This window comes from Bacteroides oleiciplenus YIT 12058 (genome assembly GCF_000315485.1).
In the GTDB taxonomy this organism is placed as follows: domain Bacteria; phylum Bacteroidota; class Bacteroidia; order Bacteroidales; family Bacteroidaceae; genus Bacteroides; species Bacteroides oleiciplenus.
This window is the reverse complement of record NZ_JH992940.1, coordinates 1,761,554-1,786,437: the sequence shown is the minus strand read 5'-3', so window position 1 is coordinate 1,786,437 and position 24,884 is coordinate 1,761,554. Positions and strand designations below refer to the sequence as shown.

At 43.4% G+C, this 24,884-nt stretch carries 13 protein-coding genes and 2 pseudogenes; 13 read left to right on the top strand and 2 right to left on the bottom strand.

Annotated features, from left to right (window positions below; genetic code table 11):
• Positions 1 to 11 precede the first annotated feature (11 nt).
• The 4 genes and pseudogenes from HMPREF9447_RS07535 to HMPREF9447_RS07520 all read left to right on the top strand — a co-directional run.
• The gene (locus HMPREF9447_RS07535; RefSeq protein WP_009129108.1) at positions 12 to 572 is read left to right on the top strand and encodes an RNA polymerase sigma-70 factor; all 561 of its coding nucleotides are present in this window, start codon (positions 12 to 14) and stop codon (positions 570 to 572) included.
• Between the two features lie 31 nt (positions 573 to 603).
• Entirely contained in the window at positions 604 to 1,608 is a 1,005-nt protein-coding gene (locus HMPREF9447_RS07530) for a FecR family protein (protein ID WP_009129107.1), read from the top strand.
• 59 nt (positions 1,609 to 1,667) lie between these two features.
• Positions 1,668 to 3,947, top strand: a complete 2,280-nt coding sequence (locus HMPREF9447_RS07525; protein ID WP_009129106.1) for a GH92 family glycosyl hydrolase — start codon at positions 1,668 to 1,670, stop codon at positions 3,945 to 3,947.
• A 190-nt stretch (positions 3,948 to 4,137) separates the two neighbouring features.
• Positions 4,138 to 4,977, top strand: a pseudogene (locus HMPREF9447_RS07520) (carboxypeptidase-like regulatory domain-containing protein); the annotation flags it as partial.
• Positions 4,978 to 5,098: 121 nt separating this feature from the next.
• On the opposite strand, the gene ltrA (HMPREF9447_RS07515) reads toward HMPREF9447_RS07520, so the two are convergent.
• Together ltrA (HMPREF9447_RS07515) and ltrA (HMPREF9447_RS07510) are read right to left on the bottom strand one after the other, a co-directional pair.
• Positions 5,099 to 6,751 (bottom strand): group II intron reverse transcriptase/maturase, encoded by a 1,653-nt coding sequence (gene ltrA / locus HMPREF9447_RS07515; protein ID WP_005647529.1) that lies wholly within the window; start codon positions 6,749 to 6,751, stop codon positions 5,099 to 5,101.
• A 764-nt stretch (positions 6,752 to 7,515) separates the two neighbouring features.
• A complete protein-coding gene (gene ltrA, locus HMPREF9447_RS07510; protein ID WP_005647529.1) occupies positions 7,516 to 9,168 on the bottom strand; it encodes a group II intron reverse transcriptase/maturase in 1,653 nt (550 codons plus the stop codon).
• Positions 9,169 to 9,811: 643 nt separating this feature from the next.
• On the opposite strand from ltrA (HMPREF9447_RS07510), the pseudogene HMPREF9447_RS07505 reads away from it, so the two are divergent.
• The 9 genes and pseudogenes from HMPREF9447_RS07505 to HMPREF9447_RS07465 form a co-directional block, all read left to right on the top strand.
• Positions 9,812 to 12,301 (top strand): annotated as a pseudogene (locus HMPREF9447_RS07505) (SusC/RagA family TonB-linked outer membrane protein); the annotation flags it as partial.
• A gap of 13 nt (positions 12,302 to 12,314) precedes the next feature.
• Complete coding sequence (locus HMPREF9447_RS07500; protein WP_009129103.1) at positions 12,315 to 13,937, top strand: SusD/RagB family nutrient-binding outer membrane lipoprotein; 1,623 nt, start codon at positions 12,315 to 12,317, stop codon at positions 13,935 to 13,937.
• A gap of 25 nt (positions 13,938 to 13,962) precedes the next feature.
• A complete protein-coding gene (locus tag HMPREF9447_RS07495; protein WP_009129102.1) occupies positions 13,963 to 14,976 on the top strand; it encodes a glycoside hydrolase family 18 in 1,014 nt (337 codons plus the stop codon).
• 12 nt (positions 14,977 to 14,988) lie between these two features.
• Positions 14,989 to 16,134 carry a DUF1735 and LamG domain-containing protein gene (locus HMPREF9447_RS07490; RefSeq protein ID WP_009129101.1) on the top strand — a complete coding sequence of 382 codons (1,146 nt, stop codon included), beginning with the start codon at positions 14,989 to 14,991 and terminating at the stop codon, positions 16,132 to 16,134.
• A gap of 36 nt (positions 16,135 to 16,170) precedes the next feature.
• On the top strand, positions 16,171 to 18,153 hold the full coding sequence (locus tag HMPREF9447_RS07485) for a BT_3987 domain-containing protein (RefSeq protein ID WP_044137832.1): 1,983 nt from the start codon (positions 16,171 to 16,173) through the stop codon (positions 18,151 to 18,153).
• A gap of 79 nt (positions 18,154 to 18,232) precedes the next feature.
• Positions 18,233 to 20,242, top strand: a complete 2,010-nt coding sequence (locus HMPREF9447_RS07480; protein WP_009129099.1) for a glycoside hydrolase family 97 protein — start codon at positions 18,233 to 18,235, stop codon at positions 20,240 to 20,242.
• Between the two features lie 26 nt (positions 20,243 to 20,268).
• Positions 20,269 to 22,554: a GH92 family glycosyl hydrolase gene (locus tag HMPREF9447_RS07475; RefSeq protein ID WP_009129098.1), complete on the top strand. Its 2,286-nt coding sequence runs from the start codon at positions 20,269 to 20,271 to the stop codon at positions 22,552 to 22,554.
• A gap of 16 nt (positions 22,555 to 22,570) precedes the next feature.
• Entirely contained in the window at positions 22,571 to 23,881 is a 1,311-nt protein-coding gene (locus HMPREF9447_RS07470) for an MFS transporter (RefSeq protein ID WP_009129097.1), read from the top strand.
• A gap of 31 nt (positions 23,882 to 23,912) precedes the next feature.
• Positions 23,913 to 24,884 carry a glycoside hydrolase family 130 protein gene (locus tag HMPREF9447_RS07465; protein ID WP_009129096.1) on the top strand — a complete coding sequence of 324 codons (972 nt, stop codon included), beginning with the start codon at positions 23,913 to 23,915 and terminating at the stop codon, positions 24,882 to 24,884.

The window sequence follows — 24,884 nt, the reverse complement described above, 5'->3', positions numbered from 1 at the left end:
ACTGTGGGATTATGGGTGATAACTTTGACCTGACTTATAAACTGCTTTTCCGTCAGTACTATGCTAATCTTCTCTTTTACGCTACACGCATTGTGGGCGAAGAAGAAGCGGAGGACGTAGTGCAAGATGTATTTGTAGAGTTGTGGCGGCGGCAAGACATGGTGACGGTGGGAGAACAGATACAGGCATTCCTGTATCGGGCAGTGTATACCCGTGCTTTAAATGTATTGAAGCACCGGGAGGTCAAGAATAGTTATGAAGCTGTTGTGACGGAGATTAACAAGAAGAGGATTGAGTTCTATCAGCCGGATAGCAATGAAGTTGTGAAGAGGATAGAAGACCGGGAACTCAGAAGGGAACTCTCTGAGGCGATTAATGAACTGCCGGACAAATGTAAGATGGTCTTTAAACTCAGTTATCTACATGATATGAAGAACAAGGATATTGCAGAAACGATGGGTATATCGTTGCGAACAGTGGAAGCCCATATGTATAAGGCTTTGAAGTTTCTGCGCGAAAGATTGGGCTACCTGAACTTCATGTTGGTCCTCTTTTTATTAGGTAAGGTATAAGTGTTTTTATTGAAACGGTTGTTTTATTAGTATGATGAAGGAAGGAATAAATAAGTTGGATGAAGAATTGATGGCCAGATTCCTTATGGGCGAATGTTCTGAAGAAGAACTCCATAAGGTGAATGCTTGGCTGAACGAGTCAGACGGTAACGCGCGTGAATTGTTCAAGATAGAGCAAATATATCATCTCGGAAAAAACGAAAATTTTGCAGATGAAAAGGAAATAGAGAGAGCGGAGAAACAATTATTCAGACGGTTGAAACAGGAAGAGATGAAGCGGCATAAGGTGCGCAGAATGAATACCTGGATGCGATATGCTGCTATGTTTATAGGTATCTTTCTCATATCCGGTTTGAGTTATCATATTTATCAGTCGCAAAGCGGGACGAGTTCATTGGTGGCTGTCACGGCAAGAGACGAAGTCAAAGAATTGATGCTACCCGACGGTACCAAAGTTTGGCTGAACAAACATACTACCTTGAAGTATCCGAGCGAATTTTCAGAAAAGGGAAGGAATGTATATATAGAAGGTGAAGCCTATTTTGAAGTAAAGAGAAATGTGGAGAAACCTTTTATTGTACGAAGTGAAGCTATGCAGGTCAGAGTCTTGGGAACAGTCTTTAATTTGAAGAGTGACAAGGCTAGCCGTTCGGCAGTAGCCACACTGATAAAAGGAGAAATTGAAGTTAAAGGGAATCATGAAGAAGGGATGATTGTTCTGTCTCCGGGACAGAAAGCGGAGCTGAATGGCATGACCCGCCGCCTGGTAGTGAAACAAGTGGATACAGGTATTGAAAACTGGCATAATAACCAATTTGTATTTGAGAAGGCGGATATTTTCACCATTGCACGAACTTTGGAGAATTCCTATGGGGTGAAAATTATTCTGGCTCCTGAAATGGATGTGACAAAAACTTATACCGGTGCACTGAAAAAGAAGAGTACTGTGGAAGAGGTGTTGAACTCTGTTAAGAATGTGATACCTATTGAATATAAAATAGTGGGAAATAGTGTATTTTTGTCTTCGAAGAAATAAATAGTTTTAGATGACGCATTATATATAAAACCTGATAACCAAATAATTATTGTAATATCATGAAGAACCTTTTTTTATCGATTAGTTTTTTGTGCTGCGCTCTTTGGGGGCAGGCTAAAGATTTTACACAATACGTCAATCCATTGATGGGTACGTTGTCCACCTTCGAACTTTCTACCGGTAATACTTATCCGGCTATTGCGCGTCCCTGGGGTATGAACTTCTGGACACCGCAGACAGGGAAGATGGGAGATGGCTGGCAATATGTGTACACTGCCAATAAAATCCGTGGTTTCAAGCAAACCCATCAACCCAGTCCCTGGATTAATGACTATGGTCAGTTTTCTATCATGCCGGTGGTAGGTAAACCGGAGTTCAATGAAGATAAACGTGCCAGTTGGTTCTCACATAAAGGAGAAATAGCATTACCTCATTATTATAAGGTATATCTCGCTGAGCATGATGTTGTAACGGAATTCACTCCTACCGAGCGTGCCGTCCTGTTCCGTTTCACCTTCCCTGAGAATGATCATTCTTATGTGGTGGTAGACGCTTTTGATAAAGGTTCTTATATCAAGATTATTCCTGAACAAAACAAGATTATCGGATATACTACTCGCAATAGCGGTGGAGTTCCTGATAACTTTAAGAACTATTTCGTTATAGAATTCGATAAACCTTTCACTTACAGGGCTTCCGTTGCCGACGGCAAGCTGGCTGAAAACCAGAATGAACAGTCTGCCGGACATGCAGGTGCCATTATCGGTTTTAAAACCCGTAAAGGCGAAATCGTTCATGCACGTGTTGCTTCTTCTTTTATCAGCTTTGAACAAGCTGACAGAAACCTGAAAGAATTGGGTAATGACAGCTTTGATACTTTGGTTCAGAAGGGTCAGGATGCCTGGAATCAGGTCTTGGGAAAAATAGAAGTGGACGGTGGTAATCTTGACCAGTATCGCACTTTCTATTCTTGCCTGTACCGCTCGGTGCTTTTCCCCCGTTCTTTCTATGAATTCGACGAAACCGGAGCTCCTGTGCATTACAGTCCTTACAACGGACAAGTTCTTTCTGGCTATATGTATACCGATACCGGCTTCTGGGATACTTTCCGTTGCCTATTCCCTTTCCTCAACCTGATGTATCCGTCAGTGAACAAGCAAATTCAGGAAGGTCTCGTCAATACGTATAAAGAAAGCGGTTTCTTCCCCGAATGGGCCAGCCCGGGACATCGTGGTTGTATGATTGGTAATAACTCGGCTTCCGTACTTGCCGATGCTTATCTGAAAGGCGTCAAAGTGGATGATGTAACTACTTTGTATGAAGGACTTATCCATGGAACCAAGAATGTGCACCCGGAAGTTTCGTCCACCGGTCGCCTGGGTTACGAATATTACAATGAACTGGGTTATGTTCCCTACGATGTGAAAATCAATGAAAATACTGCCCGCACGCTGGAATATGCTTATGATGACTGGTGCATCTACCAAATGGCCAAGGCTCTGAATCGCCCGAAGAAAGAACTGAAACTTTTTGCAGAACGTGCCATGAACTATAAGAATGTATTCGACAAAGAGAGCCTGTTGATGCGTGGCCGCAACAAGGATGGCCAGTTCCAGGCTCCTTTCTCACCGCTGAAGTGGGGTGATGCCTTTACGGAAGGAAACAGTTGGCACTATTCCTGGTCTGTATTCCATGACCCGCAAGGATTAATAGACTTGATGGGGGGCGAAAAAGTGTTCGTTGGTATGCTGGATTCTGTATTTACTGTTCCTCCTGTATTCGATGACAGTTATTATGGTCAGGTGATCCATGAAATACGTGAAATGACGGTGATGAACATGGGTAACTATGCTCATGGCAATCAACCGATACAACATATGATTTACATGTACAATTATGCCGGACAACCCTGGAAAGCACAATATTGGTTGCGCGAGGTGATGAACCGCATGTACACTCCCGGTCCCGACGGCTATTGTGGAGATGAAGACAATGGGCAAACTTCCGCTTGGTATGTATTCTCTGCACTGGGCTTCTATCCTGTTTGTCCGGGTACTGATGAATATGTTTTGGGAGCTCCTTTATTCAAGAAAACTACTCTGCATTTTGAGAACGGTAATTCGTTGGTGATTGATGCTGCGAATAACAACTCTGAAAATATATATATCGAGTCACTCCGTTTGGATGGAAATACGTATACTAAGAATTATCTGAAACACGGAGATCTGATAAAAGGAGGTGTCCTGAAATTTGATATGGGCAGCAAACCCAATCTACAGAGAGGAACACAGCCGGAAGACTATCCTTACTCTTTCTCCAATGAACTAAAGAAGAAGTAAGAGAAAACGTTAATGATGTGTTGAATAAGGGGATAGCGAATAAAACTATCCCCTTTTTTATTTTAATGAAAAAAAATATCATTTTGTAGTAAGTGTATTTTGAGTGCCTGTTGTTTTATATATGAAAGCTGGGAGAAATACTCCCTTAGCTGATTAAAATTAACCAATGTGTAACCTTTAAACTTTGTTTATGAACAACAATCATGCTTTTCAAAGTTCGAAATTTCTGCGGACTTTATTAGTTTTGTTCTTCATGGCTGTATCAGTTCAGTGGACTTTCGCCCAACTGAATTTGAACGTGTCCCGCACAACGTTAGGAACAGTCATCGAACAGATTAAATCTCAATCCAAGTATCAATTTTTCTATGACGACAAACTCGCCACAGTGACAGTTGAGAACGTTAAGGTAAAGAATGCATCCATTGAAGATGCCTTGAACGCTATTCTTAAAGGAAAGGACATTTCTTTTAAAGTAGAAGATAACATCGTTTATCTTTCTGAAAAGTCGGCTACGCCGCAAGAGGGGAATCAACAAGGTAAAGAACGCACGATCACCGGAGTGGTATCGGATGATATGGGGCCCCTTATCGGTGTGAATGTATTGGTGAAAGGTACCAGTGTCGGCTGTATTACCGATTTTGATGGTAACTTTACGCTGACTACCACCGAAGCTAATCCTGTTATCCAGTTCTCCTATATTGGTTATAAGCCACAGGAAATTGCTGTTAAAGGCTCAGGACCTATTAACTTACTGATGGAGACAGACTCACAGTTGATAGAAGAGGTAGTAGTGACGGCTTTGGGTATCAAGCGTGCGGAGAAAGCATTGAGTTACAATGTAACTCAAGTAGATGCAGAGTCTGCCTTGGCTGTGAAAGATGCTAATTTTATCAATTCGCTGAATGGTAAGGTTGCAGGTTTGAATATTAACGCTTCTTCTTCCGGTGTCGGCGGTGCAAGTAAAGTGGTGATGCGTGGTTCCAGAGGTATCGAACAGTCTTCTAATGCACTTTATGTTATCGATGGTATTATCGGGTAAGTCAAGGGCATTACTGCCCCCTTCTCCCCTAAGAACCGTACGTGAGAGTTTCCCCTCATACGGCTCAAGCAACTCAATATTTCTATTTGTTGTTAGAAATCGGCTCATACTTTCAACAGTTTCGTTTATTTCGCTTGTAGCAGTTGTTATGGACAAGTTGCCGTACAATTGAACCACCAACAGATATTTCATTGACGTTCCATGCTTTTGTACAATCTATCTCCTTGCCGCATAACGGACAAGTCCGCTTCTGCTTGTTCCATAAATATAAGAGTGACTTACGTCCTTTGAGAGATTCCAGCATTTGTTGCTCCTTTCGCTGAAAGAAATAATCATCATATTCCGGGTCGAAAGGGTTTGCCTCCCCCTTGACTTGCTTGTACGGAGTATAATGTATATCCGACAACCTTTTAAGGGTCAGGTAGTTCACTTTCTTGCTTTTTGTTTCATATTTCCATGCAAACGTCCATTTACGCCCCCGAATTTCATGCCAATACTTATCTGCAACCCAAGACTTGCGTTTCTTTGGGTGGCGACGTAAAGCCCATTTCTTTGTGAGGTTGTAAATGTGATTGTCGCAACCGTGAAAAGCATTGGTTGATGCACCATATCGGTAATAGTTTCCCCAACCTGTTATCACAGGATTGAGCATTCGTATCAGCGATTCCTGCTTACACATTTTATGTCCTTTAACGATGTCACTGATTTTTGCCCTAAAGCGTTTCTGTGCATCTTTGGACGGAGATGTGTACAGCCTTTTGCCGAACTTCCTTACATTGAAACCTAAGAAATCAAATCCATCGTATATGTTCGTAATGGTAGTTTTCTCTTCGGATAAGGTAAGACCCCTTTCTTTGAGAAATTCTATCACCATTGGTTTGACCTCGTTTTCCAATAATTCCTTATCTCGACCTGTGATTATAAAGTCGTCCGCATACCTGATAAGATTCACTTTGTAGTGGAATGTCTTATAGTTGATGAAACGTCTTTTGAATCTTTCAGCCAAGAGTGGTTGAAGTCCGTCAAGTGCCATATTTGCAAGTGTCGGTGATATGATACCTCCTTGTGGTGTACCCTCTTCTGTCGGGAACAGTTTACCATTGAATACAGCTCCACATTTCAGCCATTTTCTGAGTATTGTTTTATCCATAGGGATATTTTCAATAAGCCAGCCGTGACTGATGTGGTCGAAGCAACCCTTAATATCTCCCTCCAAAATCCATTCGGGGGAATGCTGGCGATTTAGAACCGTATCAATCTGACGAATTGCGTCCATTGTCCTGCGCTTCTTTCGGAAGCCGTAAGAAAAACGGTCGCCTGTCGTTTCGGCTATCGGTTCCAATGCCATGAGATATAATGCTTGCATCGCCCTGTCTTTCATGGTCGGTATTCCCAACGGTCGGAGTTTACCGTTCTTTTTCTTGATGTGAACCCTACGGAGCGGCTGTGGATGGTAGCCACGACGTCTAAGTTCACCGATTGCTTTGTACTTGCGCTTGGGAGAGTCCCAAAGCTGTTTATCTACTCCAGACGTATTCTTCCCTTTGTTGGAAGTAACCCTCTTTACTGCCAATGCCTTGGCGTAAAAAGAGTGGGTAAGCATCCACTGCAAGGTTTTCACCTTGTTATGTCTGCCTTCTTTCTGAGCCTTTACAATACGCGCTTGTAGCTTTCGGACATAGGTTTCACACTTAGACCAGTTCATACCGTCCCAAGTCAGATTCCTGCTGTCAGCAGGCGCACACGATGTTTTAATCTCGTTCATTTGCTTTCCTCCTTTTGAAAGTTCTAAAAGTTATCTTGTAAAGAGTTACCATATACGGAAGTCTGCCCACTTTCGTGTCGGATGATGTTACCCTCATTAACTCGTGATGTTGGTTCAATCCGTATCCTCCCCATTACAGGGCGGCATTCGCTTTCTCCGTTATCTCATACCTGCACCCCATTCGGCTTGCCTTGCGGTTCGCTTACTCGCATTATTACGAGAGAGATACAGGCTTGCCCTGTTCCACGCAATTGACAAACGGATAGTTTAGGTTCTGCCAAGTCCGCCGGCAGTGCTATGTCCGTGTAACCCCAACATGGGCGAGGGTTATCCGACTGCTTACCTTTTGGTGAGAGCTAAAGTATCTTGCGCTCCTTCAAACCTTACGACGGCTAAAGTCAGTTCACATTACGTTAACCATGCTATCCAGCCTCGCCACTCGACGGTATGATACTAACCGCCCTTGACGTTCCCTCACGGTTCAGTCTTGTCCTTTCGGAAAGTGTACTTTGTCCTATAAGCTTAGCACAACCCATCACTGGAGATGCACCTTATAGTAGGCTACCGCTGACGGAACAGCGGGTTAAATCTTGCAATATACATTGCTGTTTAACAATCAATTACGTGACTTTTCAGGTCACACATCGGGTAAGTCAAGGGCATTACTGCCCCCTTCTCCCCTAAGAACCGTACGTGAGAGTTTCCCCTCATACGGCTCAAGCAACTCAATATTTCTATTTGTTGTTAGAAATCGGCTCATACTTTCAACAGTTTCGTTTATTTCGCTTGTAGCAGTTGTTATGGACAAGTTGCCGTACAATTGAACCACCAACAGATATTTCATTGACGTTCCATGCTTTTGTACAATCTATCTCCTTGCCGCATAACGGACAAGTCCGCTTCTGCTTGTTCCATAAATATAAGAGTGACTTACGTCCTTTGAGAGATTCCAGCATTTGTTGCTCCTTTCGCTGAAAGAAATAATCATCATATTCCGGGTCGAAAGGGTTTGCCTCCCCCTTGACTTGCTTGTACGGAGTATAATGTATATCCGACAACCTTTTAAGGGTCAGGTAGTTCACTTTCTTGCTTTTTGTTTCATATTTCCATGCAAACGTCCATTTACGCCCCCGAATTTCATGCCAATACTTATCTGCAACCCAAGACTTGCGTTTCTTTGGGTGGCGACGTAAAGCCCATTTCTTTGTGAGGTTGTAAATGTGATTGTCGCAACCGTGAAAAGCATTGGTTGATGCACCATATCGGTAATAGTTTCCCCAACCTGTTATCACAGGATTGAGCATTCGTATCAGCGATTCCTGCTTACACATTTTATGTCCTTTAACGATGTCACTGATTTTTGCCCTAAAGCGTTTCTGTGCATCTTTGGACGGAGATGTGTACAGCCTTTTGCCGAACTTCCTTACATTGAAACCTAAGAAATCAAATCCATCGTATATGTTCGTAATGGTAGTTTTCTCTTCGGATAAGGTAAGACCCCTTTCTTTGAGAAATTCTATCACCATTGGTTTGACCTCGTTTTCCAATAATTCCTTATCTCGACCTGTGATTATAAAGTCGTCCGCATACCTGATAAGATTCACTTTGTAGTGGAATGTCTTATAGTTGATGAAACGTCTTTTGAATCTTTCAGCCAAGAGTGGTTGAAGTCCGTCAAGTGCCATATTTGCAAGTGTCGGTGATATGATACCTCCTTGTGGTGTACCCTCTTCTGTCGGGAACAGTTTACCATTGAATACAGCTCCACATTTCAGCCATTTTCTGAGTATTGTTTTATCCATAGGGATATTTTCAATAAGCCAGCCGTGACTGATGTGGTCGAAGCAACCCTTAATATCTCCCTCCAAAATCCATTCGGGGGAATGCTGGCGATTTAGAACCGTATCAATCTGACGAATTGCGTCCATTGTCCTGCGCTTCTTTCGGAAGCCGTAAGAAAAACGGTCGCCTGTCGTTTCGGCTATCGGTTCCAATGCCATGAGATATAATGCTTGCATCGCCCTGTCTTTCATGGTCGGTATTCCCAACGGTCGGAGTTTACCGTTCTTTTTCTTGATGTGAACCCTACGGAGCGGCTGTGGATGGTAGCCACGACGTCTAAGTTCACCGATTGCTTTGTACTTGCGCTTGGGAGAGTCCCAAAGCTGTTTATCTACTCCAGACGTATTCTTCCCTTTGTTGGAAGTAACCCTCTTTACTGCCAATGCCTTGGCGTAAAAAGAGTGGGTAAGCATCCACTGCAAGGTTTTCACCTTGTTATGTCTGCCTTCTTTCTGAGCCTTTACAATACGCGCTTGTAGCTTTCGGACATAGGTTTCACACTTAGACCAGTTCATACCGTCCCAAGTCAGATTCCTGCTGTCAGCAGGCGCACACGATGTTTTAATCTCGTTCATTTGCTTTCCTCCTTTTGAAAGTTCTAAAAGTTATCTTGTAAAGAGTTACCATATACGGAAGTCTGCCCACTTTCGTGTCGGATGATGTTACCCTCATTAACTCGTGATGTTGGTTCAATCCGTATCCTCCCCATTACAGGGCGGCATTCGCTTTCTCCGTTATCTCATACCTGCACCCCATTCGGCTTGCCTTGCGGTTCGCTTACTCGCATTATTACGAGAGAGATACAGGCTTGCCCTGTTCCACGCAATTGACAAACGGATAGTTTAGGTTCTGCCAAGTCCGCCGGCAGTGCTATGTCCGTGTAACCCCAACATGGGCGAGGGTTATCCGACTGCTTACCTTTTGGTGAGAGCTAAAGTATCTTGCGCTCCTTCAAACCTTACGACGGCTAAAGTCAGTTCACATTACGTTAACCATGCTATCCAGCCTCGCCACTCGACGGTATGATACTAACCGCCCTTGACGTTCCCTCACGGTTCAGTCTTGTCCTTTCGGAAAGTGTACTTTGTCCTATAAGCTTAGCACAACCCATCACTGGAGATGCACCTTATAGTAGGCTACCGCTGACGGAACAGCGGGTTAAATCTTGCAATATACATTGCTGTTTAACAATCAATTACGTGACTTTTCAGGTCACACCCTATGTACAGCTTAAGTTCAGCAGGTGGTTCAAGTGAGTTTGATTCACAAGGTACTACTGAAGCCATCGCTGATATCAATCCGGACGACATCGAATCAATGTCTGTATTGTCTGGTGCCGCTGCTGCTGCCTTATATGGTAGTAACGCTTCCAATGGTGCCATTGTTATTACTACTAAGAAAGGTGCGGCAGGACGTGTGTCTTTGTCTGTGTCCAGCAACACTGAGATGTTGAATCCTTTTATAATGCCTAAATTTCAGGATTGGTATGGTACATCGGGTACTGACGGAAGTTGGGGAACTCGCTTAAACTCAAGTAATCGCTATGGTTATAATCCCAAAGATGATTATTTTCAGACCGGCATTATTGGTACGGAAACAGTTTCACTTTCTACTGGGTCGGAACATAATCAGACTTATTTGTCAGCTGCTGCTGTTAACTCCCGCGGTATTGTGCCCAATAACAAATACGAACGTTATAACTTTACGTTCCGTAATACTACCCAGTTCTTGAATGATAAGATGAAATTGGATGTAGGTGCGCAATATATTATGCAGAAAGACCGTAATATGACGAACCAAGGTATTTATGCAAATCCGGTAGCTTCCGCTTATTTATTTCCACGTGGTAATGATTGGGAAGAATATAAAATGTTTGAACGATATGATCCTGTTCGTAAACTATATACGCAATATTGGCCGCAAGGTGGCGGCTCATACCGTTTGCAAAATCCTTACTGGATTAACTATCGCAATTTGCGTGAGAACGATAAAGACCGTTATATGCTGAGTGCTTCTCTGTCTTATGATATCTTGGATTGGTTGAACATAGCTGGGCGTGTACGTATTGACAACTCAATGAATACTTATACTCAGAAATATTATGCTTCAACAGAGCCGACTATTGCTGAAGGTTCTGACAACGGTTATTATGGTGTGACTAATACACGTGACAAGCAAGCATATGCCGATTTTCTGATTAATATTAATAAACGTTTTGGTGAAGATTGGGGACTGACCGCTAATATTGGTGCTTCCTACTCAGACACCCATTCTGAAGCGATGGGAGTAAAAGGTCCTATTCCTGCTGATGGTTTGGCTAACTACTTCTCAATAACTCAGTTGGACAAACAGACTACCAAACGTGAAGAAACAGGTTATCGTGAACAAACGCAGTCAATTTTTGCTTCTGCGGAAGTCGGTTATAAGAATGCTTACTACCTGACATTAACCGGACGTAATGACTGGCCTTCACAATTGGCAGGTCCTAAGTCGGTACAAAAGTCTTTCTTTTATCCTTCAGTGGGGGCTTCTATACTTTTATCTGAGATATTCACTTTGCCGGAAAGTATTTCTTATCTTAAATTGCGTGCTTCATGGGCATCTGTAGGTTTGCCATTCAAACGTTTTCTGGCTTATCCTACTTTCGAATGGGATAGTTCTACAGGTAAGTATAGTACAAAATCAGCTTATCCTTTGTACGATTTGAAACCTGAGCGTACCGATTCTTGGGAGGTAGGTCTTACGGCTCGTTTCTTAGGACACTTTAACTTGGATATTTCATTTTACAATACCAAGACTTATAACCAGACTATGGATACACAGGAACTACCTACCGGAGGCTATAGTACTTTCTATGCACAGACTGGTAACGTGCGTAACCGTGGTGTTGAACTTTCTTTAGGTTATAAGAATACTTGGAATAAATTTACTTGGAATTCGAATTATACGTTCAGTGCCAATAAGAATAAAATCCTCAGCTTGATTGACGGGTATGTACATCCGGTGACTGGTGAGGTTATTTCTAAGACGCAATTGGATATGAAAGGATTGTCAAATGCTCACTTTATATTAAAGGAAGGTGGTTCTTTGGGCGATCTCTATTCTATGTCTGATTTGAAGCGTGATGCGAACAATAATATTTATGTGGATGCCAATGGCTCTGTTAAGACTGAGAGTCTGAAAGATGGAATTAAGCTTGGTTCTGTATTCCCGAAAGCAAATATGGCATGGCGTAATGATTTTCAATATAAGAACTTTGGTTTTGGTTTCTTGCTGACGGCTCGTTTGGGTGGTATCGTTTACTCGGCTACACAGGCTACTCTTGATGCTAATGGTGTATCTGAAGCTTCGGCTCTGGCACGTGACAATGGTGGCGTGATGATCAATGGTGGAGACGTTGTTGATGCGGAAAAGTGGTATACGGCAGTAGGTGGTGACAGTGGTATTCCGCAAATGTATACCTATAGTGCAACCAACTTACGTTTGCAAGAAGCATCCATTAGTTATACTATCCCCAGAGCGAAATTGAAGAATGTGATGGATATCACCCTCTCATTGGTAGGGCGCAATTTGTGGATGATTTATAGCAAGGCTCCTTTCGATCCGGAAGCAGTAGCTTCTACAAGTAATAATTATTATCAAGGAGTTGATTATTTCATGATGCCGAGTTTGCGTAGCGTGGGATTCAATTTGAAACTTAAATTCTAAAAGCTTGAAAAGTATGAAAATAAATAGTACAATAGCGAAATTCGTAGCTGCGGGAACAATATTGTTCGGTAGCGTGGCTTGTACCGGAGATTATATAGATTATAATAAAAATCCTCATGAACCGGATTTGGATCAGATGTTGCCGGACGATTACTTGTTTAGTGCACTTTTACTGAATATGCAGGATGTGATGATGCCTGAACAGGAAAATTTCTCCCAATATGTAGATTGTTTGATGCCAGGCGGATTTTCCGGTTACGTGGCAGATTCTAACTTAGGTACCGGCTGGTCGGGACGTTTTGCAACTTACAATCCGTCTGAGGCTTGGTTAAGAATTCCTTTTGCTGATTTTTACGATAAATTCTATCCTAACTACTTTCAGTTGAAAGAGCAATGTGAGGATGAAGTATATCTCTCATTAGCAGAGTTATACCGCATTTGCACTATGCTACGTGTGACTGATACATATGGACCAATTCCCTATTCTCAGGTGGGTGTAAACGATGCTTTGAAATCAGGCTACGATTCTCAGGAACAGGTTTACAAGAAAATGTTTGAAGATTTGGATAACATTATAGATGTACTTACTACTTATTCTGCTCAGAATTTCAATTCCAGTGGCGACCGTATCTATGGTGGTAATACCAAAGCATGGGCTAAGTTTGCTAATTCCGTGAAACTTCGTATGGCTATGCGTATTGTATACGTTAACGAGAGTCTGGCAAAGCAGAAAGCTGAAGAAGCGGTTAATTCGGAAATCGGTGTAATGACTGCAAGTACAGATGGTGCTTACCATAAAGTTGTGGATCACAATCCATGGGAACGTTTTATGCCAAACTGGGGTGATGCTCGTATTTCTGCTGATTTGGTTTGCTACATGAATGGCTATAGTGATCCTCGTCGTGAAGTCTACTATGATAAGTCTACGTTTGCTACGAAAGGACCTTATAAAGGTACGGAAGACTATGTTGGTTTGCGTCGTGGTATCAGACAAGGACAGTATAATTCATGGTCTCAAGGTTATTCTTGTATGAAGGTGACGGTGAGTGATAATATGCTTATCTTCCCGGCTTCAGAAGTCACTTTCTTGCGGGCAGAAGGTGCTCTTCGTGGGTGGAATATGGGAGGAACGGCTAAAGCGCTGTATGAAGAAGCTGTTAGTCTTTCTTTTGATGAACGTGGTGTATCTGGTGCTTCTACTTATCTGACTAATTCTACAGGATTACCAACTGTCTATAAAGATCCTTTGAAGGGAGAAGATGGTCAGAAATATGATTACTCAGGTTCTACTAATTCTACGATAACTGTTGCTTGGGATGATGCGGCAGATTTTGAAACAAAGCTGGAAAGAATCATTACTCAGAAGTGGATTGCTATCTTTCCGAGTACTATGGAAGCATGGTCGGAATATCGTCGTACAGGATATCCTAAGTTGATGCCTGCGATGCACAATCTAAGTGATGGGGTAGTGGATGATGCCGAGGGAGCGCGTCGTTTATCTTATCCTGCTGATGAGTATCGTGAGAATGGAGAAAATTTGGATGCCGCTGTTTCTATACTGACTAAGGAATCAAGTAATAAGAAAGGTGATACAATGGCAACCCGAATCTGGTGGGATTGTAAGCCTGCTAAATAATTACTCAAAACAATCATTGAATAGTATGAAAAGAAATAAAAGTAATAAGATATTCGGAGCGTTGCTTCCCATATTGACTATGGCTTTGTTGGTATCATGTACTGATGTTGAAAGTATTGATATCAATCGCCCGGGACTCGAAGAACAGAGTCCGGAACTTTATGCCAAATATTTGGAGAACTTGAATGCATATAAAAGTTCTGACGATCATAAGGTGGCATATGCATGGTTTGACAATAGTGTAAAAGCACCTTACAGTCGTGCTCATCACATTTCAGATATTCCCGACAGCTTGGATGTTGTTTCGATGATGTATCCGGCGGATTTGGCTGAATTTGAGTTGGCAGATATGGCTGCTGTACGTAGAAAAGGTACAAAAGTGGTTTATACAATCAGTTTTGACCGGATACAGAAAGAATATACGGATAAAGTGAAGGAGGGTGTAGAGACAGGTGTCTTTAGTACTTATCTGAAAGCAGAAGTAGACAGACTGATAAGTTATGAATCTTCTTTTGACGGTATAATTGCGGAATATAAAGGAAAAAATCCTATTTATATGTCTGCGGCTGATAAGGAAGAAGCCAAGGCGAATCAAGATATTTTCTGGGGAGCTGTTATGGCATGGAAACAAGCCAATACAACTAAGTTTTTGACTTTCCAGGGCTATCCGGAGAATCTGATAGGCCAGTCTGTACTGACAGAATGCCGCCACATCATTCTGGCGACGGATGATGTAGATGCTGTTGAAAAGTTATCAGTAGTGGCACGTCAGGCTATGCTTTCAGCAAGTACTCCGACAGACCGTTTCGTAGTGGCGGTTTCGACTGTCTCTATGGATGCTGCCGACACCAAAACCGGATTTTATGATAAGGCAAGAGCTATTAAAGAAGCTGCCTATTGGATTACGGAATCCTCTGCTGACTATACCAAAGCTGGTATTGCGATATATAACATTCAGAATGACTATTATAATGCCGATGCTATATATCCATATGTGAAAGAGGCTATTAATATTATGAATCCTTCTCCTCGTAAATAAAAGAATAATATTATGAAACTGAAAAACTTATATTTAGTATCAATAGCATTATTAGCTGGGATGTTTGTAGCTTGCAGTGATGATACTGAGAATTTCGATAATCGTGTGTATATAAGCACTTCTGTCAAGGCTAGCACTGTATTGCTGAAGACAGAAACGGCGGAAGGTCAATTCCAATTAGCTTTGGCTAAACCTGAAGAAAAGGATATAAACGTGTCTTTAAAGGCCGATATGTCTTTGGTTGAAATGTATAATGCCGCTTATTATGATAAGGCTCAGGGCTTACCGGCGGAATACTATTCTTTGGAGAATACGGAACTTGTTATTCCGGCAGGTACTGTTACCTCGGAAGCTGTAATGGTTAAATTCAAGAATCTGTTAAATCTGGATAGCGAACAGATATATGTGTTGCCCGTAACCATTGAACAGGCAGGTATTGATGTTTTGCAAAGTGCACGTACCATGTATTATGTTTTGAAGGGGGCTGCATTGATTAATGTAGTGGGTAACATTACCAAAAATTCTATTCATGTAGATTGGAAGAAACCGGAAGTGGCTAATAATCTGAGACAGTTGACAGCTGAAGCTCTGATTCGTGTCAGTAAGTTCGACAAGATGCTTACAACGATTATGGGTATTGAAGGAGGCTTCTTGATTCGTATCGGAGATGCCGGTATTCCGCAGAATCAGTTACAGATTGCTAACCCGGATCACAACGTAACCTCTGCCGATTTGTCTATTCCTACGGGAGAGTGGGTACATATTGCCGTAACTTATGATGCAGATGCCAAGAAGATGATAGTTTATATTAATGGTAAAAATAAGTTGGAAGATACAGTAGATTGTGGTGCTGTAAACTGGGGACAAACTATGACTGATGAAGGTAATGGTTTCTGGATTGGCCATTCTTATAACCGTGACCGTTGGTTGGAAGGTGAAATTTCAGAATGCCGCATCTGGAACAGAGTATTGACTGCGGACGAAATCAATGCGAAAAACCATTTTTATTTGGTGGAACCGGATTCGGAAGGACTGGCGGCTTACTGGAAGTTTGATGAAGGAACAGGTCAGACAGTTACTGACTACACCGGTAACGGAAATAATGGAATGGCTTTAGACCCGATTTCCTGGGTTGAAGTGGCATTACCTGAGAAATAAATCATTTTTCTTTAAATAAAAAAACAGATGCTTATTATGAAATATCTGAATAATATAAAATTAAGTTTGGTGGCTGCCACGTTTGTATGCACCGGAACAGTCTTTATCGGCTGTGAAGATGACCTTACAATAAGTGGACCTACTGACAAGTTAGAGACTGTAGACGGCGTATATGGCTATGTAAGATCTGCAGCCGGAGCGCGTGAACTTACTCCGATTTCTTTATTTGGAGATAAAGCGGGAACGGGACATCTTTTCTTTGAATTGACTAAAGCTGCGGAACAGGATGTTACGGTGACCTTTAAAATAGATAAAGATGCTTTGGTAGCATATAATGAAGCCAATAATACATCTTACGAAATGTATCCGGTTGATAAATTAAACTTGGCTAATGGTGGCAAGGTAACGGTGAAAGCCGGTGAAAAGAAGTCTGCTTCAGTGGAATTGAATATCAATGCGGGCGGTACAATAGGTTCAACTTACGCTGTGGCTATTTCGGCTACGGCAGACGGTGGTGCAACTGTTTCTACTAACAATCAGACTTATATTTATTTAGTAAAACCGCAACCGGCATATCCTGTACGCACAACCGAACGAGACATTAAAACTCTTTGTTTTGTAGAGGTGAATAATGAAAATATCCTGAATTGTGGTGAATATACGATGGCTAAGGATGGAACCGCTTTCTTCGATATCGTCAGCATCTTTGCGGCTAACATCAATGTCGATTCTAAAACCGGGCGTGTGCATGTCTTTTGCAATGAACAAGTGTCTTATCTTTTGCAGAATGCCGATAAGATTATTCGCCCTTTGCAGGCTAAAGGTATTAAGGTGAATATGACGATTTTGGGCAACCATGACGAGGCTGGTATGGGAAATCTTTCTCAGGCTGCGGCTGCTGATTTTGCCAAAGAGTTGAAAGCTTACATGGACATTTACGGTTTGGACGGAGTGGACTTTGATGATGAATACACTGATTACCAAACTAATCCGAGCCCGGGATTTGAGAAGCGTTCACGCGAAAACTATGCCCGTCTGATTTACGAGTGCCGCCAGGCGATGCCTGATAAATTACTTGGCATCTACGAATACCTGGGTAGCTTTAAAGATTCTCCCAATGGAACCGTGGAAGGTAAAAAGATTGGTGAATTGGTAGATTATATGACGTATGGATACTATCAGAATCAAGCAAGCTATCCGAACACAAAAGGTCGTGAGGCTAACTTTGATGGGCTGCCTAAAGCGAAGTATTGCCCTACTCCTTTGAGAATAGGGACAGAGTTAAATGGAGGATGGGCTCGATTTAATGAAGATTATATACGGGATATGAAAGACTCAGGCTATGGTCTGCAAGTATTCTATGATATCAAATCTCAAGATTATGATTACAGTCCTTACTTTACGGCGATAGGTAATATTCTGTATGAAGATAAAGTAGAGTGGAGTGGTTATTGTTATTCCCGTACAGGTCTGTCTCCGATAGAAGGAATGAGATCAATTTATGAGTCTTATCTGGGTGAATGGGATGCCACTTCCAGCAACTCACTCTATGTATACATAGATGAAGAAAACAATCCCAGATGGTGGGATTGGGGAGGCTCTCAGACGTTTGATATCCGCATTGAAGAGAAAGAGGCAGGAAAGAGCTTCTATGTATATGGTTGGGGTACATATCCTGAAATCACAGATAAATACCCGCTGGTAATGGAGTATAATGACTATGACGGTTCTATTTCTATTCCCGTTCCGCAGACAATCCACGAAGCAGATGAAGCAGACCCAATTACATGGAGAATGCTTTGGGGAACCTATGGAAAGATAAATGTATGGAACTTCTATGATGGTGATGATTATGCTATTCCTATGAAAGGTAGCATCAGTTCAAGAAAACTCCAGATAAATGGTGCGGGTAACCGTTGGGCTATCGACCCATGCTATGAAGAAGATGGCAAACTGGTTCCTCCCCACATGGAGGTGAAGTATCATGTTTCAGAGAACTATACTTTAACTAAGAGGTAAAAGCACAGAGAGAGCCTCGTCTTGGCATCAGGGTGAGGCTCTTTTAATTATATCACCAAGTTTAAAAGACCCCCAACGTATGAAACGATATCTTATATACACAATACTATCTTTTTTAATCCTGGCAAGTTGCACGGCTCCCAAGCCCACAGAGGTTGCTTCGCCCGACGGACATATCCGGCTGGTATTCGTTCTGGATGAGAATAGCCGTATGGCTTATCGGGTGGATGTGAACGACACGACCTTCATTGACCCTTCTCTTTTGGGGTTTCTTGCAGAAAATGGTGTAAACTTATCCGAGAACTTTCACTTGACCGGCACCGATTTCACTACTCAGGACGAAGTCTGGACACAACCTTGGGGCGAAAACAAAACCATTCGTAATCATTACAACGAAATGGCTGTTCATTTGTCCGATACGGCAAAGACAAAATTAACCCTGCGCTTCCGTGTTTTCGATGATGGATTAGGATTCCGCTACGAGTATGAAGTACCCGGAGCAGACAGTATTCTTGTGACGGACGAACTGACTGCGTTCAATATAGCACAGGATGGCACTTCATGGTCCATACCTGCCAATTACGAAACCTATGAATTGCTATATCGTACACAGCCTGTCAGCCGGATAGAGAATGCTAATACTCCTATGACCTTTAAGGCAGGAGGCGTGTATGCCAGTATTCACGAAGCTGCGTTGACGGACTTCCCGGAGATGACGCTGAAGAATGCCGGAGATTGTAACTTCAAATCCGAACTGGCTCCCTGGCCGGATGGTATAAAAGTCCGCATAGCCGGTGGAAGTTTTAAAACTCCCTGGCGCACTATACAGATTGCTCCGAAAGCTGTAGGACTGATAAATTCAGGTCTTATACTGAACCTGAATGAACCTTGTGTACTGGAAACTACGGACTGGATACGTCCGATGAAATATGTAGGTATCTGGTGGGGAATGCACTTGGGCGTGGAAAGTTGGGTAATCAACGACCGCCACGGCGCTACCACCGAGAATGCCAAACGATATATTGACTTTGCTGCCGCCAATAACATAGAAGCAGTGATGTACGAAGGCTGGAATGAAGGCTGGGAAAACTGGGGCGGAACACAGGCATTCGATTATACCAAACCCTATGCTGATTTCGATATGGATGAGATAGCTCGTTATGCCAAAGAAAAAGGTATTGAGATTATCGGACACCATGAAACCGGAGGGAATATCGTGAACTACGAGAAGCAACTGGATAAAGCTTATAAATGGTATGCTGACCTGGGCATTCATTCAGTGAAAACCGGTTACGCCGGCGGACTTCCCAATGGGTATAATCATCATGGACAATATAACGTGCGTCATTACCGCAAAGTGGTGGAGACTGCCGCAAAATATCATACCACTCTCGATGTGCACGAACCCATTAAAGATACAGGTATCCGCCGCACTTATCCCAACATGATGACCCGCGAAGGCGCCCGTGGTATGGAATGGAATGCTTGGAGCGAAGGTAATCCGCCCGAACATCATGTGATGTTGCCTTTCACCCGTTTACTGGCAGGTCCGATGGATTATACTCCGGGTATATTCGATATCATGTACGAGCGTGCTAAAAAATCTCCCTACCGTAAGAAATGGAATATGATGGATAGCAAGGACTGCCGCATCAATACTACGCTGGCAAAGCAGATTGCTAATTGGGTGATACTGTATTCGCCTTTGCAGATGGCGGCCGATATGATAGAGAATTACGAAGGACATCCTGCATTCCAGTTCTTCCGCGACTTTGATGCCGATTGTGACTGGTCCGAAGCACTTGCGGGCGAACCGGGAGAGTTTGTGGTAATTGTCCGTAAGGCGAAAGCCAAGTATTTCTTGGGTGCCGCAACGAATGAAGAGGCGCGTGAGGTAGATGTCAAATTGGATTTTTTGGAAAAGGATAGAGTATATCGTGCTGTAATCTATGCCGATGGGACCGATACAGACTGGGAGCTTAATCCTACGGCTTATGAAATTATTGAGAAACTGGTGACTGCTAACGATACTCTGACTATTAACATGGCAAGAGGTGGCGGACAAGCCATTAGTTTTGAGCCTGCTTAAAAATTAAAACGTAATACGATCAAAATATGAGGAAAAACATGAAAATCAATTCTATGCTGGTGAGCGGTCTTTTGTTGCTGGGCATGTACAGTTGTACACCGATGGCACAGGATTATTCATCCTACGTCAATCCGTTCATCGGTACGGGGGGGCATGGGCATACTTATCTCGGGGCAGTAGTGCCCAATGGCATGATTCAGCCTAGCCCCGACACACGCATTTATCAATGGGACGCTTGTTCCGGCTATTATTATGCAGATTCCACCATCAATGGTTTTTCGCATACTCACCTCAGTGGTACGGGGTGCGGTGATTATGGTGACGTGTTGCTGATGCCTACCGTGGGTAAACAAGATTACCACCCGATGGGAGAGGAGAGCCAGCAAATGGCTTATGCTTCGGCATTTTCCCATGATAATGAAACGGCTCAGCCCGGTTATTATTCGGTCTTTCTGGACCGCTACAAGGTGAAGGCCGAACTGACTGCTACCCAACGGGCAGCCCTTCATCGCTATACTTTCCCGAAAGCGGAAGATGCCGGATTTATCCTTGACCTGGATTATAGCCTACAACGCCAAAAAAACGAAGAGATGGAGCTGGAAATTATCAGCGACACAGAGATACGCGGTCGTAAGAAAACCGTATATTGGGCTTTCGACCAGTATATCAACTTCTATGCTAAGTTTTCAAAGCCATTTACCTATACGTTGGTCACCGATTCCATGGCACTCGATGAAGGTGGTCCGCTTCTGCCCACAGCCAAAGCATTACTGCAATTCCAGACTGCGGATAATGAACAAGTCCTTGTGAAAGTAGGCATTTCTGCTGTAGACATGGACGGGGCACGTAAAAATGTGGAAGCTGAAATCCCTGCGTGGGACTTTGACGGTGTGCGTAGTGCCGCCCGCGAATCATGGAACAATTATCTTTCAAAAATAGATATTGAGACAACTGATGCCGATCAACGGACAATGTTCTACACGGCACTCTACCACACAGGTGTACAACCCAATCTGTTTACAGATGCCGACGGTCGTTATCTGGGTATGGATTTGAAACCTCACCAAGGTAGTGTGGACAATCCTGTCTATACCGTATTCTCCTTATGGGATACTTTCCGTGCCTATCATCCGTTGATGACGATTATTGACCCGGATCTGAATCAGGCTTTCATTCGTTCACTCATTCTGAAACAGCGTGAAGGAGGCATATTCCCTATGTGGGAACTCGCAGGGAATTATACCGGAACCATGATTGGTTATCATGCTGCTTCTGTCATTGCCGACGCCTATACAAAGGGGTATCGCAACTTTGATGTGGAAGATGGTTATAGAGCCTGTATCCGTGCTGCTGAATATGACACGACCGGTATCCTGTGTCCTCCATTGGTGTTGCCCCATCTGATGCCGCAAGCTAAATACTGGAAGAACAAAATTGGTTATGTGCCTTGCGACAAAGATAATGAGTCGGTGGCAAAGGCCTTGGAATATGCTTATGACGACTGGTGTATCTCTGTAATGGCAGAGGCTCTGGGCGATGAAGCCAATCAAGAAAAATATGCCGCGTTTGCTAAAGGCTATCAGGTTTATTTTGACGCCTCCACCCGCTTCATGCGTGGTCTGGATAGTGAGGGTAACTGGCGTACACCCTTCAATCCCCGTTCTTCCAATCACCGTAACGATGATTATTGCGAAGGTACTGCCTGGCAATGGACCTGGTTCGTGCCCCATGATGTAGACGGACTGGTGAAGTTGATGGGAGGCCGTGATGCTTTTATTGGCAAGCTGGACTCTTTGTTCATCGCTCCCTCGGCCATGGAAGGTGAATCAGTGTCGGTTGATATTTCCGGTCTGATAGGGCAATATGCACATGGCAACGAACCGAGTCACCACATTGCACACTTGTATAATTATGTGGACCAACCTTGGAGAACGCAAGAACTGGTAGATGAAGTGCTTCATACGCTTTACTTCAATGACCCGGACGGATTGTCGGGTAACGAAGATTGCGGGCAGATGTCAGCATGGTTCATACTCAATTCAATGGGCTTTTATCAGGTATGTCCCGGCAAACCGGTGTATTCCATCGGCCGCCCGTTGTTCAATAAGGCAACTGTTAAACTGAAAGACGGAAAGAGTTTCACTATTGTTGCACACAATAATAGTCGTGAGAATAAGTATGTACAGAAGATGGTGCTGAATGGAAAAGAACTGGCAACACCATTCTTCTCACATAAAGATATTGTAGACGGGGGTACGCTGGAACTGACGATGGGGGCGAACCGTCCTGCCCAGGATGGTCATCTGAATTAATCAAACGGAAATAGGTATGAGTCGAAATAATCGTAGCCCCATTTCCTGGGTACCCACCGTCTACTTTGCCATGGGATTGCCCTTTGTGGTACTGAATATGGTATCTGTGCTGATGTTCAAAGGACTTGGCATCAGCGATGCGCAGATTGCTTTGTGGACGTCGCTGATAATGCTTCCCTGGACGTTGAAGTTCCTTTGGAGCCCGTTTCTGGAGATGTTCAAAACGAAGAAATTCTTTGTAGTGCTGACGCAAATGGTTACTGGGGCAGGTTTTGCCCTGGTAGCATTGGCGCTGCATCTTCCGGCTTTCTTTGCCGTATGTATAGCTGTGCTGGCAGTTATAGCTTTCAGTGGAGCCACACACGACATTGCTACGGACGGTGTTTATATGTCGGAGTTGAACAAGCAGGATCAGGCAAAATATATCGGTTGGCAGGGTGCTTTCTACAACATTGCAAAGATTGTGGCATCCGGCGGGCTAGTATGGGTGGCGGGTTGGCTGCTGAAACACTTCGGTGGAGTGGATGGAGCTACGGAAGCGGTACGACACGAAGCAACCGTACAAGCCTGGATGGTGGTAATGCTGATGATGGCGGCTATTATGGTATTTCTGGGATTTTATCACATGCGCATGTTGCCATCGGGCGGGGCTGCGGTAACTACCGCAGTATCAGGTAGAGAGACTTGGAATCGCCTGGTGGAAGTGATACGGGACTTTTTCCGGAAGAAACACATTTTTTATTATGTTGCTTTTATAATTATTTATCGTCTTGCCGAAGGTTTTGTGATGAAAATTGTACCTTTGTTCCTGAAGGCGGAACGTTCGGCGGGTGGCTTAGGACTGAATGAACAGGAAATTGGGCTATATTATGGTACTTATGGAGCGGCGGCCTTTGTTTTAGGTTCACTTCTGGCAGGATATTATATCTCTCACAGAGGGCTGAGCAAGACTTTATTCTCTTTATGCTGTATCTTCAACCTGCCGTTCATTGCTTATACTTTGCTTGCTGTTTACCAGCCGGAAAACGGTATGTTGATAGGTGGTGCCATTGTATTGGAATATTTTGGATATGGATTTGGATTTGTGGGACTTACCTTGTTCATGATGCAACAAGTAGCTCCGGGGAAGCATCAAATGGCTCATTATGCTTTTGCTTCGGGAATCATGAATCTGGGTGTGATGTTGCCGGGAAGTATCAGTGGCTTTGTCAGCGATGCGATGGGATATAAATCTTTCTTTATTTTCACGTTGTTTGCTACAATTCCGGCTTTTCTTATCACCTACTTTGTGCCATTCACGTATCCTGATGAGAAAAAGAGTAAATGAAATATATAACTAACTAATAAATAGAACAATAATGAAACTGACAACAAATATGCCTTGGGAAGAACGTCCGGAAGGCTGCACAGATGTAATGTGGCGCTATTCTAAGAATCCGGTTATCGGCCGCTATCATATCCCGACTTCCAATAGTATTTTCAACAGTGCGGTAGTTCCGTTTGAGGATGGGTTTGCCGGCGTGTTCCGTTGTGACAACAAGGCTGTACAGATGAATATCTTTGCAGGCTTCAGCAAAGACGGAATCAATTGGGAGATTACCCATGAACCTATCTGCTTTAAAGCCGGAAATACGGAGATGATAGAGTCCGAATATAAGTATGACCCGCGTGTGACCTGGATTGAAGACCGCTACTGGATTACTTGGTGCAACGGCTATCATGGTCCCACAATCGGTATCGGCTATACTTTTGATTTTAAAGAATTCTTCCAGTGCGAGAATGCTTTCCTGCCCTTCAACCGCAACGGGGTACTGTTCCCACAAAAGATAGATGGAAAATATGCCATGCTGAGTCGTCCGAGCGATAACGGCCATACGCCCTTTGGCGATATTTACATCAGTTATAGTCCGGATATGAAGTATTGGGGCGAACATCGCTGTGTGATGAAAGTTACCCCGTTCCCTGAGAGTGCATGGCAGTGCACAAAGATAGGGGCAGGCTCCGTACCGTTCCTGACTGACGAGGGCTGGCTGATATTCTATCACGGGGTTATCACCACCTGCAACGGTTTCCGCTATTCCATGGGCGCTGCTATTCTTGATAAAGAGAATCCGGCCAAGGTATTGTACCGTACGCGCCCGTACCTGCTTGCTCCTGCTGCTCCTTATGAATTACAGGGAGATGTGCCTAATGTAGTATTCCCTTGTGCATCCTTGCAGGATGGTGATAAAGTTGCGGTATATTATGGCGCGGCGGACACAGTGGTGGGGATGGCTTTCGGTTATATTTCAGAAATCATGGAGTTCACGAAGAAAAACAGTATTGTATAG

Excerpts from the sequence above, each read along its gene's own strand:
- HMPREF9447_RS07490 (WP_009129101.1), top strand. The coding sequence starts at position 14,989 with ATGAAACTGAAAAACTTATATTTAGTATCAATAGCATTATTAGCTGGG.
- HMPREF9447_RS07525 (WP_009129106.1), top strand. The coding sequence starts at position 1,668 with ATGAAGAACCTTTTTTTATCGATTAGTTTTTTGTGCTGCGCTCTTTGG.
- HMPREF9447_RS07535 (WP_009129108.1), top strand. The coding sequence starts at position 12 with ATGGGTGATAACTTTGACCTGACTTATAAACTGCTTTTCCGTCAGTAC.
- HMPREF9447_RS07465 (WP_009129096.1), top strand. The coding sequence starts at position 23,913 with ATGAAACTGACAACAAATATGCCTTGGGAAGAACGTCCGGAAGGCTGC.
- HMPREF9447_RS07485 (WP_044137832.1), top strand. The coding sequence starts at position 16,171 with ATGAAATATCTGAATAATATAAAATTAAGTTTGGTGGCTGCCACGTTT.
- HMPREF9447_RS07495 (WP_009129102.1), top strand. The coding sequence starts at position 13,963 with ATGAAAAGAAATAAAAGTAATAAGATATTCGGAGCGTTGCTTCCCATA.
- HMPREF9447_RS07500 (WP_009129103.1), top strand. The coding sequence starts at position 12,315 with ATGAAAATAAATAGTACAATAGCGAAATTCGTAGCTGCGGGAACAATA.
- HMPREF9447_RS07480 (WP_009129099.1), top strand. The coding sequence starts at position 18,233 with ATGAAACGATATCTTATATACACAATACTATCTTTTTTAATCCTGGCA.
- HMPREF9447_RS07475 (WP_009129098.1), top strand. The coding sequence starts at position 20,269 with ATGAGGAAAAACATGAAAATCAATTCTATGCTGGTGAGCGGTCTTTTG.
- HMPREF9447_RS07470 (WP_009129097.1), top strand. The coding sequence starts at position 22,571 with ATGAGTCGAAATAATCGTAGCCCCATTTCCTGGGTACCCACCGTCTAC.
- ltrA (WP_005647529.1), bottom strand. The coding sequence starts at position 9,168 with ATGAACGAGATTAAAACATCGTGTGCGCCTGCTGACAGCAGGAATCTG.
- HMPREF9447_RS07530 (WP_009129107.1), top strand. The coding sequence starts at position 604 with ATGATGAAGGAAGGAATAAATAAGTTGGATGAAGAATTGATGGCCAGA.
- ltrA (WP_005647529.1), bottom strand. The coding sequence starts at position 6,751 with ATGAACGAGATTAAAACATCGTGTGCGCCTGCTGACAGCAGGAATCTG.